This window comes from Arthrobacter sp. BE255, from assembly GCF_031457335.1.
GTDB lineage: Bacteria > Actinomycetota > Actinomycetes > Actinomycetales > Micrococcaceae > Arthrobacter.
Window position 1 is genome coordinate 187420 of record NZ_JAVDWK010000003.1, and the last position, 14664, is coordinate 202083.

12 protein-coding genes are annotated in these 14664 nt (G+C 67.3%); 7 read left to right on the forward strand and 5 right to left on the reverse strand.

Features of this window, described 5'->3' with window-relative positions; genetic code table 11:
• Positions 1 to 38: 38 nt before the first annotated feature.
• Together J2X42_RS07225 and J2X42_RS07230 are read right to left on the reverse strand one after the other, a co-directional pair.
• Positions 39 to 1751 (reverse strand): DUF349 domain-containing protein, encoded by a 1713-nt coding sequence (locus J2X42_RS07225; protein WP_396134038.1) that lies wholly within the window; start codon positions 1749 to 1751, stop codon positions 39 to 41.
• Between the two features lie 67 nt (positions 1752 to 1818).
• Positions 1819 to 2616, reverse strand: coding sequence for a peptidylprolyl isomerase (locus tag J2X42_RS07230; RefSeq protein WP_310163685.1), 798 nt, complete (start codon positions 2614 to 2616; stop codon positions 1819 to 1821).
• A gap of 236 nt (positions 2617 to 2852) precedes the next feature.
• Between J2X42_RS07230 and hisS the strand changes: the two genes are divergently transcribed.
• Positions 2853 to 4223 (forward strand): histidine--tRNA ligase, encoded by a 1371-nt coding sequence (hisS, locus tag J2X42_RS07235; RefSeq protein WP_310163687.1) that lies wholly within the window; start codon positions 2853 to 2855, stop codon positions 4221 to 4223.
• 145 nt (positions 4224 to 4368) lie between these two features.
• On the opposite strand, the gene J2X42_RS07240 is transcribed toward hisS, so the two are convergent.
• Entirely contained in the window at positions 4369 to 5640 is a 1272-nt protein-coding gene (locus J2X42_RS07240; protein WP_310163689.1) for an APC family permease, read from the reverse strand.
• A gap of 107 nt (positions 5641 to 5747) precedes the next feature.
• On the opposite strand from J2X42_RS07240, the gene aspS reads away from it, so the two are divergent.
• Positions 5748 to 7547: an aspartate--tRNA ligase gene (gene aspS, locus J2X42_RS07245; RefSeq protein WP_310163691.1), complete on the forward strand. Its 1800-nt coding sequence runs from the start codon at positions 5748 to 5750 to the stop codon at positions 7545 to 7547.
• Positions 7548 to 7613: 66 nt separating this feature from the next.
• Positions 7614 to 8420, forward strand: coding sequence for a GNAT family N-acetyltransferase (locus tag J2X42_RS07250; protein ID WP_310163692.1), 807 nt, complete (start codon positions 7614 to 7616; stop codon positions 8418 to 8420).
• Positions 8421 to 8509: 89 nt separating this feature from the next.
• Here J2X42_RS07250 and J2X42_RS07255 read toward each other — a convergent pair whose 3' ends face one another.
• Positions 8510 to 9184: an acVLRF1 family peptidyl-tRNA hydrolase gene (locus J2X42_RS07255; RefSeq protein WP_310163695.1), complete on the reverse strand. Its 675-nt coding sequence runs from the start codon at positions 9182 to 9184 to the stop codon at positions 8510 to 8512.
• 56 nt (positions 9185 to 9240) lie between these two features.
• Between J2X42_RS07255 and J2X42_RS07260 the strand changes: the two genes are divergently transcribed.
• Positions 9241 to 10662, forward strand: a complete 1422-nt coding sequence (locus J2X42_RS07260) for a replication-associated recombination protein A (protein WP_310163696.1) — start codon at positions 9241 to 9243, stop codon at positions 10660 to 10662.
• A gap of 42 nt (positions 10663 to 10704) precedes the next feature.
• On the opposite strand, the gene J2X42_RS07265 is transcribed toward J2X42_RS07260, so the two are convergent.
• Positions 10705 to 12870, reverse strand: coding sequence for an EAL domain-containing protein (locus tag J2X42_RS07265; protein WP_310163699.1), 2166 nt, complete (start codon positions 12868 to 12870; stop codon positions 10705 to 10707).
• Positions 12871 to 13168: 298 nt separating this feature from the next.
• Here J2X42_RS07265 and rpsD point away from each other — a divergent pair, with 298 nt between their 5' ends.
• From rpsD to J2X42_RS07280, 3 genes are all read left to right on the forward strand, one after another.
• A complete protein-coding gene (gene rpsD, locus J2X42_RS07270) occupies positions 13169 to 13795 on the forward strand; it encodes a 30S ribosomal protein S4 (protein WP_111905420.1) in 627 nt (208 codons plus the stop codon).
• 145 nt (positions 13796 to 13940) lie between these two features.
• The gene (locus J2X42_RS07275) at positions 13941 to 14315 is read left to right on the forward strand and encodes a DUF948 domain-containing protein (RefSeq protein WP_066291665.1); all 375 of its coding nucleotides are present in this window, start codon (positions 13941 to 13943) and stop codon (positions 14313 to 14315) included.
• Between the two features lie 16 nt (positions 14316 to 14331).
• Positions 14332 to 14562 carry a hypothetical protein gene (locus tag J2X42_RS07280; RefSeq protein ID WP_207307738.1) on the forward strand — a complete coding sequence of 77 codons (231 nt, stop codon included), beginning with the start codon at positions 14332 to 14334 and terminating at the stop codon, positions 14560 to 14562.
• Positions 14563 to 14664 lie beyond the last annotated feature (102 nt).

The window sequence follows — 14664 nt, forward strand, 5'->3', positions numbered from 1 at the left end:
TGACGTGTCCGTTGGCGAAGCCCTAAGAGGGCTGCGGTCTAGGAGAGTTCGCTGGCCGAGCGCTGGATCTGGTCCAGCCACGCCTGCCGTGCGTCGAGGGCTTCCTGCGCGGCCTTGATCTTGCGCTGGTCCCCGGCTTTCTCGGCCTTGGCAAGGTCCTCCTGGAGACCGGCAATGGCAGCCTCCAGCTGGGACAGTGCGCTGTTGGTGCGGGCCTTGGTCTCGGGGTTGGACCGCTGCCAGTTTTCCTCTTCGGCGTGGCGGACGGCGTCCTCCACCTTGCGGAGGCCGGCTTCGATGCGTCCCATGTCGGCACGCGGGACCTTCCCGGCTTCCTCCCAGCGGTCGCGGACGGACTGGAGCGCCTTCTTGGCCGCGGCCAGGTCCTTGACCGGGAGGATCGCGTTGGCCTCAACCAGGAGCGCTTCCTTCACGGTGAGGTTGGCGGCGTACTCCTGGTCGATTTCTTCGTTGGCGGCCTGCCGGTTGGTGAAGAACACATCCTGGGCCGCGCGGAAGCGTGCCCACAGGGCGTCGTCATCCTTGCGGCTGGCACGCGGTGATGCCTTCCAGTCGTCCATCAGGCGGCGGTACTCGCCGGCAGCGTAGCCCCAGTCGGTGGAGCTGGACAGGGCCTCGGCATCCGCGATGAGTTTTTCCTTGGCAGACTTGGCCGCGGAGTTGTTGCTGTCGAGCTGGGAGAAGTAGGCCCGGCGGTGGCGGTCGAAAACTGTACGTGCCGCGCGGAAGCGCTTCCACAGGGCATCCTCGTTGCTGCGGCCCAGGCGGACGCCGCTCTTCTGGGCGGTCTTCCAGCTTTCGAAGAGCTCGTTCATCCGGGCGCTGGACGTCTTCCACTGGATCTGGGAAGGGTCCTGGCCGGAGATGCTTTCGGCTTCGGCAACGATCTCCTCGCGGGCTGCCAGCTCGGCAGCACGGACGGCGTCGTGCTCGGCCTTCTCGGTCTTTTCGAGCTCCTTGACCTGTTCGGAGAGCGCATCGAGGCGGCCTTCGGCGGCGCGGAGATCGCCCACCATGTTCCGCTCGGCAAGCTGTTCGCGCAGGTGGGTGACCGTCTTCTGCATGTCAGTGCTCGGGGCCTTGGAACTCACCCGCTGCTCCAGCAGGACAATCTGGGCCAGGATGTCATCGAATTTGCGGGCGAAGTACGCCAGGGCTTCATCGTTGCTGACGTCAGGGTACTGGCCGACGGCATGTTCCTCGCCGTCGATTTTCAGGAAGACATGGCCATCGCCTTCAACGCGGCCCCAGCGCGACGCCTCAGCCAGCGACGTCGCGGGCACCACGGGCACCGGTGCAACAGCAGGAGCGGCGGCCGCCGGTTTGGGCCGGGACGCGAATGCGGCCGGTGACGGTGCCGGACGCGGTGCAGCGGCCGGCTTGGGCGCAGCCTCAGGAGCAGAAACGGCAGGGGTTTCGGCGACAGGCGCAGCAGCAGCGGGGACTCCAGCGTCAGCTGCAGCAGCCGGGGTTTCAGCCTCCGGCGCCGCTTCAGGAACTGCTGCGGCGGAGGTTTCGGCCTCAGGAGATTCCTCGGCGACGGCCGGGGCCTCCTCCGCGGCTTCCGCAACGGCGGCCGGGGCATCGTCGCCCGGTGCCAAGTCGGTGGTGGGCTCCAGGACCGGGGATTCCCCGGCCGTGGCTTCGTCAGCCACTGCCGGTTCGACCGCGGGGGCCGTTTCCTCGGTCAGGTCTGCTGCTGTTTCGTCGGATTTCTGACTGTCTGTCACCGCTAAAAGTCTTTCGCTTGGAGGGAAATACTCACGTACTGCACCGCGGCCGTGGAGGCCTGGCTTCCTACTTCAGAGAAACCGAGTCTATCGTGACTGGTTGCACAGGTGCGCCGTCTGATGCGTTGGAACCGGGAGTGATTCCAGCCGCCGCAATGGCATCTACTGCTTCCATTCCGGAGGTCACCTTGCCCACCACCGTATAGCCCCCGGCGGAGTCGGCGGGAATCACCGTGTCTTTATAGACAACGAAGAACTGCTTCCCGTTTCCGTAGGCGTTGTCGCCGGACCGTGCCACGGCAATCGTGCCCGCAGGGTAGGTGTTGTCCGCCGGAGTGTTTTCGAGGGGTCCCCAGGTGTAGTCCGGATCGGCGGCTGCGGAGGCGCCGCCGCACTGCAGCAGCCCGAATGCTTCGCCCGTGGTCAGGCGGTGGCATGCGCTGCCGTTGTAGAAGCCTTCGTCCGTGAGTGTCTTGAAGACGGCAGCAGCCTGGGGGGCCTTGGTGCCGTCGATCTCGACGCCGAGCACGTTTCCGTTCAGCGTCATTTCACCGGTGAACACCTTGCCCGCAGCCGTGTCCGCCGCGGGAATGTTGGGCCCGTTGGTGGCCGGGGCCGTCGGCGTGGCGGAGGCGGACGGGTTGAGACCGGCTTCGGCCGCGGCGAATTCCTCTTCGGTGGGGTTGCCGGCAAATGCGGTCAGTTGGAGCACGACGGCGAGCACCACGGCGGCTGCACCGGCACCGGCGGCGATGATGTTGTCCCGCCTGCGCCGTTTCTCCTGCTCCCGCCGCAGCTCGCGCTTGGCTTCCATCTGCTGGATGCGCCGTTTCGCCTCGCGGGCACTGCGTGAACTGGCCGCCAATGGTCCTCCTGGTAGTCGGGCTGCAGGCGGGTCCGATCATTCCCGGTGCGCCTGCAGTTCTTTGGCAGCACCGCGCCACCCAGACCGCCCATTAGAGATGCAGGCGGATGACGCATAAACTGACTGCCGCACATAGTTTATGCATGAGTTGCCGGACAGCCGCCGTTCCCGGCCCGTTTCGGCTGGATTACCGGGCAAAGTCCCAGGCACCCTTTATCAAGAGGAGATATTCCACCATGGCACGCACCGCCTCCCTGTCCGGATTCCCCGAGTGGCTTCCCGAGGAGCGGCTGGTGGAGCTGCATGTGCTGGACACCCTCCGTAAGACCTTCGAGCTGCACGGCTTCTCGTCCATCGAGACCCGTGCGGTGGAAACTGTCGGCCAGTTGCTGCGCAAGGGCGAGATCGATAAAGAGGTCTACGGGCTCAGCCGGCTTCAGGATGATGAAGGTGACGAATCCAAGGCCGCTAAGCACGATCCGCACGCCCTCGCGCTGCACTTCGACCTGACGGTCCCGTTTGCCCGCTATGTGGTGGAGAACGCCGGCTACCTCGCCTTCCCGTTCCGGCGGTACCAGATCCAGAAGGTCTGGCGTGGGGAGCGTCCGCAGGAAGGCCGTGCCCGCGAATTCACCCAGGCGGACATCGACGTCGTGGGCGACGGCGACCTGCCGTTCCGCTACGACGTGGAGATTGCACTGGTGATTGCAGAAGCCCTCTGCGCCCTGCCCATCCCGGATTTCCGCCTGCGCATCAACAACCGCAAACTGGCCGAAGGTTTCTACCGGGGCATCGGCCTGGATGACACCGCCGGCGTGCTGCGGAGCATCGACAAGCTGGAAAAGATTGGCGCCGCCAAGGTCGCCGAGCTGCTCAAGACCGAGCTGGGGGCCTCCGATGAGCAGGCGCAGGCAGCGCTGAAGCTGGCAGGTATCCGCACCGAGGACACCTCGTTTGTGGCCCAGGTCCGCGCCCTCGGCGTGACCAATGACCTCCTGGAAGAGGGCCTTGACGAGCTGGAGCAGGTCATTGCGGCCGCAGTGCAGCGCGCTCCGGGCAAGGTCGTCGCGGACCTCAGCATTGCCCGCGGCCTGGACTATTACACAGGCACCGTGGTGGAGACGGTCCTGGTGGGCCACGAACAGCTCGGCTCCATCTGCTCCGGCGGCCGCTACGACGCCCTGGCAAGCAAGGGCAACCGCAAATTCCCCGGCGTCGGCCTTTCCATCGGCGTGACCCGGCTGGTGTCCCGCATCCTTAGCCAGGACCTGGCGAAGGCGTCCCGCTCCGTGCCCACGGCGGTCCTGGTTGCCCTGACCGACGACGACAGCTGGGGCGCTGCACAGGACGTTGCGGCGCAGCTCCGGGGCAGGGGCATCGCCACCGAGGTCGCCGCGAAGGCGGAGAAGTTCGGTAAACAGATCAAGTTCGCCGACCGCCGCGGCATTCCCTTTGTCTGGTTCACCGACGATGACGGCAAGCACCAGGTCAAGGACATCCGCTCGGGCGTGCAGGTGGACGCCGATCCGGCCAGCTGGGCCCCGGCTGAGGAAGACCTGTCCGTCCAGGTCACCACGGCACTTCAGGCATCCGCCCAACCGGCCTGACACCGACGGACTGATACTGGTCGCGGCGGCCGGGGCCAGCCTTCGTGGGGCACTTTGACGATGATTTAGCGCTTTCTTGGCCGATTTCCCCGCCCCGGCCGGCCCAAAGTGCCCCACGACGGCGTGACTTAGGCCCGTGGCGGCACTAGCGGCGGAGCCTCAGCACCAGGAACCGCCCTGCTGCTCCGGCTGCAAGAACGCCCGCCATGCCCAGCACCGACGCGGCCGGCAGGGTGAACGCCAGCAGCAGGCAGCCGAGGAACCCGGCGATATTGAGCCAGCGGGGGCCATAGGCGGGGTGTTCGGGCAGCGTGTAGGCGGCAGCGTTAGTGACCGCGTAGTAAATCAGGACGCCAAAGCTGGAGAAGCCCACCACGGTCATGACGTCCGTGGTCAGCAGCAGGAGAATCACGACGGCGGCCACCGCCAGTTCCGCGATGAACGGCACCGACCGCCGGCCGACTCGCGCAAGGGGGCCGGGCAGGTCCCGTTCGCGGGCCATCGCCAGGGTGGTCCGGCCCACACCGGTGATCAGCGCCAGGAGGGCGCCGAGGCAGGCAGCTGCCGCCCCGGCCTGGACAACCGGCGCGCCTGCGGCCAGGGAAGAGTTGCGGACAGCGTCCAGCAGCGGCGTGGCCGTTGCCGCCAGGCCGGCCGGGGACAGGTGGTTCAGCAGCAGCAGCGCCAGGGCAAGGTAAATCCCGAAGGCAGCAGCGAGGGCCGCAAGGATGGCCCGGGGGATGGTCCTCGCCGGATCCTTGACCTCCTCACCCAGGGTGGCGATCCGGGCGTACCCCGCAAACGCGAAAAACATCAGCCCGGCCGCCGGCAACACGCCGCCAAGGGCGGCAGAAACATCGCCGGCGGCAGCACCGGCGTCGGAAGCGCCCCCTCCCATCGGAACAGCCGCCGGGTGGGGGCCAACGATGCTGGCGGCGGCGACAAACACCAGCGTGGCCAGCACCACGGCCAGCAGGATCCTGGTCAGGAATGCTGTCCGGGTGATGCCCAGCAGGTTGACGCCGGTGAGTGCCGCCACCGCGGCAATCGCGACAGGAACGGCGTACTGCGGCGCAATGTAGTTCCCGAAGGTGAGGGCCATGGCCGCGCACGACGCTGATTTTCCGGTGACGAAACCCCAGCCCGCAACAAAGCCCGGCCACTCGCCGAGCCGCTTCCTGCCGTAAACGTAGGTACCGCCGCTTGCCGGGTACCTGGCCGCGAGTTCAGCCGAGGCCACAGCGTTGCAGTACGCCACGGCACCGGCGATCATTACGGCAAGGACCAGGAAACGTCCGGCGAGTCCGGCGGCCGGGGCGAAGGCCACAAAGACGCCCGCGCCGAGCATGGAGCCGAGTCCGATCGACGTGGCGTCGAGCACACCCAGCCGTCGCTGAAGTTGCTGGTGCCCGGTCATGGGGGAGGTGGAGCCTTTCCAACGGGTAAACTCGAACGGGATTGTTCCCGGAACGATCCTATGCAACTTCCCTAAAGTTCCTGCTGTCTCTTTCAGAAAGGCGTGCTGTGCTGCGCACACATGACCTCGGATCCCTTCGCTCCGAGCACATTGGACAAACCGTAACCCTGGCTGGCTGGGTGGGCCGCCGTCGTGACCACGGTGGTGTCGCATTCGTGGACCTGCGCGATGCCTCCGGTGTGGCCCAGGTTGTGGTCCGTGAGGAAGAGGTCTTCCACGGTCTGCGCAACGAGTACGTCCTTCAGATCACCGGCACCGTCTCCCAGCGCCCCGAGGGCAACGAGAACCCCGCGCTGGCCACCGGCGAGATTGAGGTTATGGCGGACAAAGTCGTCATCCTCAACACCTCCGAGCCGTTGCCCTTCCAGATCGATGAGCACGTCGAGGTGGGCGAGGAGGCACGCCTGAAGCACCGCTACCTGGACCTGCGCCGTCCCGGCCCTGCCCGCAACCTGCGGCTGCGGTCCGAAGCCAACCGCGTCGCCCGCGAACTGCTCCACCAGGACGGCTTCGTGGAGATCGAGACGCCCACGCTGACGCGCTCGACGCCGGAAGGCGCCCGCGACTTCGTGGTCCCCGCACGCCTGGCCCCGGGTTCCTGGTACGCACTGCCGCAGTCGCCGCAGCTTTTCAAGCAGCTCCTGCAGGTGGGCGGCTTCGAGAAGTACTACCAGATTGCGCGCTGCTACCGCGACGAGGACTTCCGCGCCGACCGCCAGCCGGAATTCACCCAGCTGGACATTGAAGCCAGCTTCGTGGACCAGGACGACATCATCGCCCTGGGCGAGAACATCGTCAAGGCACTGTGGAAGCTGATCGACGTCGAGATCCCCACGCCCATCCAGCGCATCACCTATTCCGACGCGATGGCGCGCTTTGGTTCGGACAAGCCGGATCTCCGCTTCGGCGTGGAACTGACGGAGCTCACCGAGTTCTTCAAGGACACCGACTTCGGAGTCTTCAAGGCCCCCTATGTCGGTGCCGTAGTGATGCCCGGCGGTGCCTCCCAGCCGCGCCGTACCCTGGACGGCTGGCAGGAGTTCGCCAAGCAGCGCGGCCACAAGGGCCTGGCGTACGTCCTCTTCAAGGAAGATGGCGAACTGGCCGGCCCGGTAGCAAAGAACCTGACGGAAGCCGAGCGTGCAGGCCTCGCCGGCGCCGTTGGCGCCAAGCCGGGCGACTGCATCTTCTTCGCCGCCGGTGAGAAGTCAGCGGCCCGGGCCCTCCTGGGTGCTGCCCGCGTGGAAATCGGCCACCGTACCGGCCTGATCGATCCCAGCGCCTGGGCCTTCTGCTGGGTGGTTGACGCCCCCATGTTCGAACCGGCTGCCGCTGCGGTGGCTTCCGGCGATGTGGCCGTCGGCGCCGGCAAGTGGACTGCTGTCCACCACGCCTTTACCTCGCCCAAGCCGGAGTTCCTGGACACGTTCGACCAGGACCCGGAATCGGCGCTCTCCTACGCCTACGACATCGTCTGCAACGGCAACGAAATCGGCGGCGGTTCCATCCGTATCCACGAGCGCGACGTCCAGGAACGGGTCTTCGAACTGATGGGCCTGGACCGCGCAGACGCCCAGACCAAGTTCGGATTCCTGCTGGAGGGCTTCAAGTTCGGCGCTCCTCCGCACGGCGGCATCGCCTTCGGCTGGGACCGTGTCGTTGCACTCCTGGCAGGCGTGGAGTCCATCCGCGACGTCATTGCCTTCCCGAAGACCGGCAACGGCTACGACCCGCTGACCCAGGCTCCCGCGCCGATCACGCCGCAGCAGCGCAAGGAGGCCGGCGTCGATTTCAAGCCCCAAACGAAGCCGGAAGAAGCCAAGAAGGCCGAGCCGGACACCAAATAGGCTCAAGCATTAACAGGAGGCTCCCCGGACAACCGGGGAGCCTCCTGCCGTTGATGAAGGAGATGCATGGCGCGGACCGACCTGCCGGACCTTGAACGTGTGATGGACGCCGCCTGGCCGGCGCCCGACCGGGCGGAAACAGGCGGGTGGGTTCTGCGCGCCGCAGACGGCGTGACCCAGCGGGCCAACTCGATCTGGCCGCGCAAGGAGCCGGGCGGAAGCCCGGATGAAACTCCTGCCCTGCTGCGGGAGGCCCGGGCCTGGTACCGACGCCGCAGGCTGCCGGTGATCTTCCAGGTCGTCGACCATGCCGGCAACGGGGCCTTGAATGCCTTCCTTGATACGGAAGGCTTCACCCGGCAGTCCGAAACCCTGATCCTGGCGCGCAACGGCGAAGCCGGTGCCGGGGAAGCGTTGCCCGACCCCGGCGTCGAACTTTCATCAGAGCCTTCCACGGAATGGCTGCGGCTCTGGTGGGGCGTGGACGGCCGCGGCGGCGAGGCTTCCCTCGCCACCGCACGCGGAATCCTTGAGGGCTGCCCGTCTGTGTACGCCCTGGTGAGGGACGACGACGGCGTCCCCGCCGCCGTCGGGCGCCTCGCCATTCCTCCGGCCGGGCAGGGCGGCCCGGGGGACTGGGGCGGCCTGTACTGTATGGCCACCCGTCCGGACGCCCGCCGCCGCGGCTACGCCACGCGTATTCTCCACGGCTTGCTTCGGGCGGGTGGATCACGGCGGCTGGATGGCTTTTGGCTGCTGGTCACGGCTGCTAACCCCGGGGCGCAGCAACTCTACGCAAACGCCGGATTCAGGGAAACCGGCCGTTACATCTACCGGCAGGAACGGCCCAAACGGCACCTGACCGGCTGCTAGCGCTCACCGATTCGACGGTTCCCTGCCTACTGGATGCTCCGAACCATCTAACCGGCAGGGAACCGTCGAAACGGTTGCCGGAAACTGGCCTACGCCGGCGGGTCGGCCACCTGGATCCGAACGGCGCAGGCGTCCGCTGCCGCTTTCTTCAGGACCGCGGCCCGGGGATCGGCCACGTCGAGGTAGGCCAGCCGCGGCAGTTTGGCATAGTCCTTCAGGACAGGCTCCTCCAGCACCAGGTCAGCCAGGGTGCGGTCGCCGCCCGGAACGACGTATTCGAACGACTGGCCGCTGAAAACCTGCCGGGCCTGCCCGGCGACGGCCTGGACCAGCTCATCGGCCTGGTTGGCGCGGCGGCGTGCAAACCGCTGCTGGGACTGGCCCCCCGCTGCGGTCCTGGACTGCACGTACCTGGTGCCCGCCTTGGAAACGACGATGACTCCCTCGCTGGCCACGGCGATGCCGTAACCTCCGCGCCGGACCAGGAGAAGGCCGAGCCGGCGCGGCTGGGAGGCGATGGACGCCAGCCGCTGCAACGGGTCGGCGCCGCGTCCCGGCCGGCCGTCCGCGGGCCAGGGCGGCTGCAGCAGCGCGGTGGTGCCGTCGGCCGCCAGGAGCCGCACGCCGTCGTCGTCATCGCTGAGCCGGAAGCCGCCGTGGGCGGCGCCGAACCGCTCCACCCAGCCCGCGAGGCGTGTGCCGGGCACAAAAGCGGTCCTGACGGAACCCGGACGGCCCGAGCCGTCGGCGGGGTGTGCGCTCATGTGGTGACCCCTTGGGCTGGCGGAACGAAGCGGTGAACTAGAAGTAGCCTATCTGTGTGGATGATCTCTTCGCCCAAGGGCCAGGCAACGACGACGACGACGGCGAAGGCGACAGCGGCGCGCCGGCCGCCGCCGGAACCGGAACGGACGGCAACGGCCGGCCCCGCAGCCCGCTGGCGGTCAGGATGCGGCCGAAAACGCTGGACGACGTGGTGGGCCAGCAGCACCTGCTGGGGCAGGGCTCGCCGCTGCGCCAGCTCGCCGCCGGCGCTGACGCAGGCGGACCCGCCGGGCCGGCGTCGGTCATCCTCTGGGGACCTCCCGGGACCGGAAAAACCACGCTGGCCCACGTGATCGCCAAGGGGCGTGGCCGGAAGTTCGTGGAGCTGTCCGCCATCACGGCAGGGGTCAAGGATGTCCGCCGCGTGATGGACGAGGCCCTGACCGCCCGGGACCTGTACAAAACCACCACCGTGCTGTTCCTGGACGAGATCCACCGGTTCAACAAGGCACAGCAGGATGCGCTGCTGCCCGGGGTGGAAAACCGCTGGGTTGTCCTGGTTGCTGCCACCACCGAGAACCCTTCCTTTTCCGTGGTCTCGCCGCTGCTCTCAAGGTCGCTCCTGCTGACGTTGAGGCCCCTCACCGACGACGACATCGAGGGACTCGTTCAGCGCGCCGTCACTGATGTCCAGGGACTGAACGGGAAGGTGGAACTCAGCGACGAGGCGCTGGCCCACCTGGTCAGGCTTTCCGGGGGTGATGCCCGGCGTGCACTCACTGCCCTCGAAGCCGCTGCAGGAGTGGCGTTCGGCGACGCCGACGATACCGGCGACGGTCCGGTCACCGTCGAGCTGAAGCACACGGAGCGGGCCCTCGACGTCGCAGCGGTCCGCTACGACCGCGCCGGCGACCAGCATTACGATGTCGCCAGCGCCTTCATTAAATCCGTTCGGGGTTCCGACGTGGACGCAGCATTGCACTACCTGGCGCGGATGCTTGAGGCGGGGGAGGACCCCCGGTTTGTTGCCCGGCGCATCGTGATTTCGGCCGCCGAAGACGTTGGCATGGCCGACCCTACGGCGCTGCAGACCGCCGTGGCCGCTGCGCAGGCTGTCCAGCTGATCGGCATGCCCGAAGGCAGGATCGTGCTGGCCGAAGCCGTGGTCCACCTGGCCACCGCGCCGAAGTCCAACGCGGCGTACATGGGCCTGAACAAGGCGGTGGCGGACGTCCGCGCGGGCCTCGGCAACGGGATCCCGGCGCACCTGCGCGACGCCCACTACCCGGGGTCGAAGCAGCTGGGCCATGGGCTCGGCTACAAGTACGCGCACGACGCCCCGCACTCCGTCGCGACCCAGCAATACCCGCCGGACGACCTCGTGGGCAAAGACTACTACCTGCCCACGGCCAACGGCGCGGAACGCGACATTGCCATCAGGCTGGAGCGGCTGCGCAAGATCATCAGGGGAAGCTGAGCCTTCCCGGCAACAGCTTTACGCCCCCACCGCATCCCCCAGTTAGGCCAGGGCAACGTGCTCCAGCCTGGCGCCTGAGGCCAGCAGCGCCTCCACCATCTGGGCCGGTCCCGGCCTCGCCAGCAGATAGCCCTGCCCGGTCCGGCAGCCGAGTGCCCGGAGGAGGTCCAGCTGTCCGGGCGACTCGATACCTTCGGCGACCACCTCCACGCCCAGGTTCCGGGCCAGTCCCATCAGGTCCTCCAGCGCGGCCTCGGGCGAGGCTGCCGGTCCGCGCCGTGCAAGGTGGGCGCCGTCGATCTTCCACAGGTCAGCAGGCAGCGCCGCCAGACTGCCGGGGGCGGGGGCGCGTGTTCCAAAGCCGTCGACGGCGATCCGGGCACCGAGTGCCTTGAGCCTGGTCAGGACGGATATGCCGCCGTCGCGGCTGGCCGCAAGGGCCGCCTCCGTGATTTCCAGCACCAGCCGGTCGGCCTGCGCGGCCGGATCCGCGAGGACGCGTTCGACGGCGGCCAGGGTGCGGTCATCGGGAAGCTGCCGGTAGGAGAGGTTGACGGCGATCCACAGGTTTTCGCAGCCGCCGATCGTGTGCCGCCAGCCTGCGGCCTGCTGCGTGGCCGTTTCCAGTACCCAGCAGGTGATGGCCTGGATCTCGCCGGTTTCCTCGGCCAGGGGGAGGAAATCGGCCGGGCCGAGCAGTCCCAGTGACGGATGCTGCCATCGGACCAGGGCTTCAAGCCCAACGATTTCCCCGGTCAGCAGGTCCGCTACGGGCTGGTACTCAAGGCGCAGCTGCCGGGCGGCGACAGCCGTTGCCAGGTCGCTCTTCAGGGCCGCGCGGTAGGCCATGTGGTCGTGTCCGCGCGAGTCGAACAGCTGGTAACGCGCCTTCCCGCCGTGCTTGGCCATGTACATCGCAAAATCCGCCTGGCGCAGCAGTTCAGCGGCGTCCGAGGTGTCCGGCCTGCGCTGGGCGGCACCAAGGCTGGCCGTCACGGTCAGGCGGTCGCCGGCCACGAAGAACGGTGCCCGCAGGGCGTTGTGGATCCGTTCGGCGACGTCGCCGGTGACGGAGTTTCCGTCATCCTCCATCACCACGATCGCGAACTCGTCCCCGCCCAGGCGGGCCACGAGGTCATCGGCACGGACGCAGCTTTGGAGCCGTGAAGCAAGCTGGATGAGCAGGGCATCGCCCCGCTCATGGCCCAGCGAGTCGTTGACTCCCTTGAAATCGTCGACGTCGATAAACAGCAGGCCCTCAAGCCTGGCGCCGTTGCCCATATTGCCGCCAGGTTCCGGGTCGAACGATGCGGTGAGGCGCTCCATGAGTGCGGCGCGGTTGGGCAGTCCGGTGAGTGAATCGTGGGTGGCACGGTGGGTCAGTTCGAGGTGGCTGTCCTGCACCGCGGCCGCCATCGCGTTGAAGGCCTCGGCCAGCTCGCCAAGTTCGTCCCGCCTGTGCACGGAGATACGGTGCGTGTACTGCCCGGCCTGCAGTTTCAGGGCGCCGTGCCGGAGGCTGGCCACCGGCCGCAGCAGGTCTTTGACCATCCTGCGGCGGAAGTAGAACGTTGCAGCAACGGCGATGGCGAACAGCCCGATCCGGGCAGCCACGAGGATGAGTTCCAGGTCGGCGGTAAAGGCCAGCGCCTTGTCCATGGCCGCCAGGGAGGACCGCTGGACGCCGGCCAGCAGGGCGCGGACCCGGGCGCTGTCGGCCGCAAACCCGGGGGACTCGGCGATACGGGTTCCCGGCATGGCATCCACCTGATCGGACCACAGGCCATGGGACGCGAGGGATTCCTGCCATGCCTGCCGCACGTCGCCGACGGCGGGCCCTGATTCCGCCGTGGGGAGGTCCGTGGCGGCGGCGTCGAACAGGGCGGAAATTTCCTGCTGCTGGGCCATGAACGCGGCTTTGTCGGCGGCAGGGTCCGACAGCAGCCGGTGCCCCAGCTCTTCGTGGGCATCCAGCGCCGCGCGCAGCGACCCGGTCCGTTCCGCCTCAAGGAGCAGCCGGCTGTCGGCGGCCTGGACGTGGCCAACCACGCCCCGGACACCCACGATGGTCACCGCCGCGCCCACCAGGAGCGCGATGAGCATCAGGATGAACGCCCGGGACCATTCACGCCGCAGGCTCCACGTCCGGGGCGGCGCCGTGAACGCGGCCCCGGGCACGGACCGGCGATCCCCACTCTGCACGTCCATATGCTGTTGTCCTATGGGTCAGGGAGCCAACGTGTCCCTGCCCCCACGCCAGAGTTGGCCCGGCCAAGAGTCCGGTGATAGTAGGAGCAGGCTAACAGGGCGGCGGCCCCGGCGGCCGCTGCGCCGCTCCCGCGTGGTAGGATAGTTCGTTGTCTGGCAAGGCGCGGACGCACAATCCACCAAATTCACTTTGATGCGGTTATGCCCTGTGCCCAGTAGCAAAAGGCAGCGGTTGGCCGATGCTCTCCATCGTGGAGGCCAGTAACACTGACACACCGCAGATATTGGAAGGACACAAGTGGCTAACAACACTCGTGCTCGCCGTACAGCACGCCTCTCGCGTGCACTCGGCATCGCTCTGACCCCCAAGGCCGCCAAGTACATGGAGCGCCGCCCGTACGGCCCCGGTGAGCATGGCCGTGCCCGCAAGAAGCAGGACTCCGACTACGCCGTACGTCTGCGCGAAAAGCAGCGTCTGCGCGCCCAGTACGGCATCCGCGAAGCCCAGATGACCCGTGCCTTCGAAGAAGCACGCCGCACCAAGGGCCTGACCGGTGAAAACCTGATCGAACTGCTCGAAATGCGTCTTGACGCCCTCGTGCTGCGTGCCGGCTTCGCCCGCACCATCGCCCAGGCCCGCCAGCTCGTTGTGCACCGCCACATCCTGGTTGACGGCATCCGCGTTGACCGCCCGTCGTTCCGTGTTGGCGAAGGCCAGCTGGTTCACGTTCACAGCCGCAGCGAAACCATGGTTCCGCTCCAGGTTGCAGCAGCCGGCGCCCACCGCGACGTCCTGCCCCAGGTTCCCGCCTACCTGGACGTCAAGCTTGACGCCCTGCAGGCACGCCTGGTCCGTCGCCCGAAGCGCTCCGAGGTCCCCGTGACCTGCGAAGAGCAGCTCGTCGTCGAATTCTACGCACGCTAAATCCCAGCAGCGTATCCAAAGAAGCCCGTGGCAAGCGCCGCGGGCTTCTTTGTATGTAAGGTACTTGGGGGGCTTCTGCGTTTCGCACCGACTAATGCATACGCGGATGGAACAGATCCACACAGTTTCGAGGAGATGAACGTCTATGTCTGGTGGCGATATTGCCGGCCTGATCGCTGCCGGAGTGTTCGCGCTCCTGGTGCTGCTGCTCGCAGTGCCGATCCTGAAACTGGGACGGGTTTTTGACGAGGTGCGCACCTCCATCCGCGCCATCAGCGACGGCGCCACGCCCCTGATGGACGAAGTGACGGCCACAGTCTCCACCACCAACCAGCAGCTGAAGAAAGTTGACGGCATTGCCTCCAACGTTTCGGATGCCTCGGCCAACCTCTCTGCGCTGTCGTCCCTGATGGCAGCCACTGTCGGTTCACCGCTGATCAAGGTGGCAGCCTTCAGCTACGGCGTACGCTCCGCCTTCGCCAACCGCAAGAAGCCCGCCGCCGGCCGTCGCAGCCGCTAAGCCACGGAGAACTGATATGAAACGACTTGTCTGGATGGGGATCGGCGTGGCCATCGGAGTCATCGCATTCCGCAAGGTCACCGAAGCCCAGGCCAACCTCGGACCGGTTGGCCTGAACCGTGCGGTGGGCCGGCTCGCCGACGGCGTCTACGACTTCGCGGACGCCGTACGGGCGGGAATGCGTGAGCGGGAAACCGACCTCCGCGCAGCGCTCGGCGTCGAGTCCCAGGAACTTGTCCGGCGCTGACGGCCCGCAAGCCGCGCGAGAATTAAACCAGCAGTCCCATATGCCGGGGCTGCCCACTGAATCAAAACTGTCACGCAGCTCAGACGCGTGAACCAAGAAGGG

What these genes read in the sequence shown, in the direction of transcription:
- hisS (WP_310163687.1), top strand. Translation starts at nt 2,853, where the DNA reads ATGGCACGCACCGCCTCCCTGTCCGGATTCCCCGAGTGGCTTCCCGAG.
- J2X42_RS07240 (WP_310163689.1), bottom strand. Translation starts at nt 5,640, where the DNA reads ATGACCGGGCACCAGCAACTTCAGCGACGGCTGGGTGTGCTCGACGCC.
- J2X42_RS07250 (WP_310163692.1), top strand. Translation starts at nt 7,614, where the DNA reads ATGGCGCGGACCGACCTGCCGGACCTTGAACGTGTGATGGACGCCGCC.
- J2X42_RS07255 (WP_310163695.1), bottom strand. Translation starts at nt 9,184, where the DNA reads ATGAGCGCACACCCCGCCGACGGCTCGGGCCGTCCGGGTTCCGTCAGG.
- J2X42_RS07265 (WP_310163699.1), bottom strand. Translation starts at nt 12,870, where the DNA reads ATGGACGTGCAGAGTGGGGATCGCCGGTCCGTGCCCGGGGCCGCGTTC.
- J2X42_RS07275 (WP_066291665.1), top strand. Translation starts at nt 13,941, where the DNA reads ATGTCTGGTGGCGATATTGCCGGCCTGATCGCTGCCGGAGTGTTCGCG.
- J2X42_RS07280 (WP_207307738.1), top strand. Translation starts at nt 14,332, where the DNA reads ATGAAACGACTTGTCTGGATGGGGATCGGCGTGGCCATCGGAGTCATC.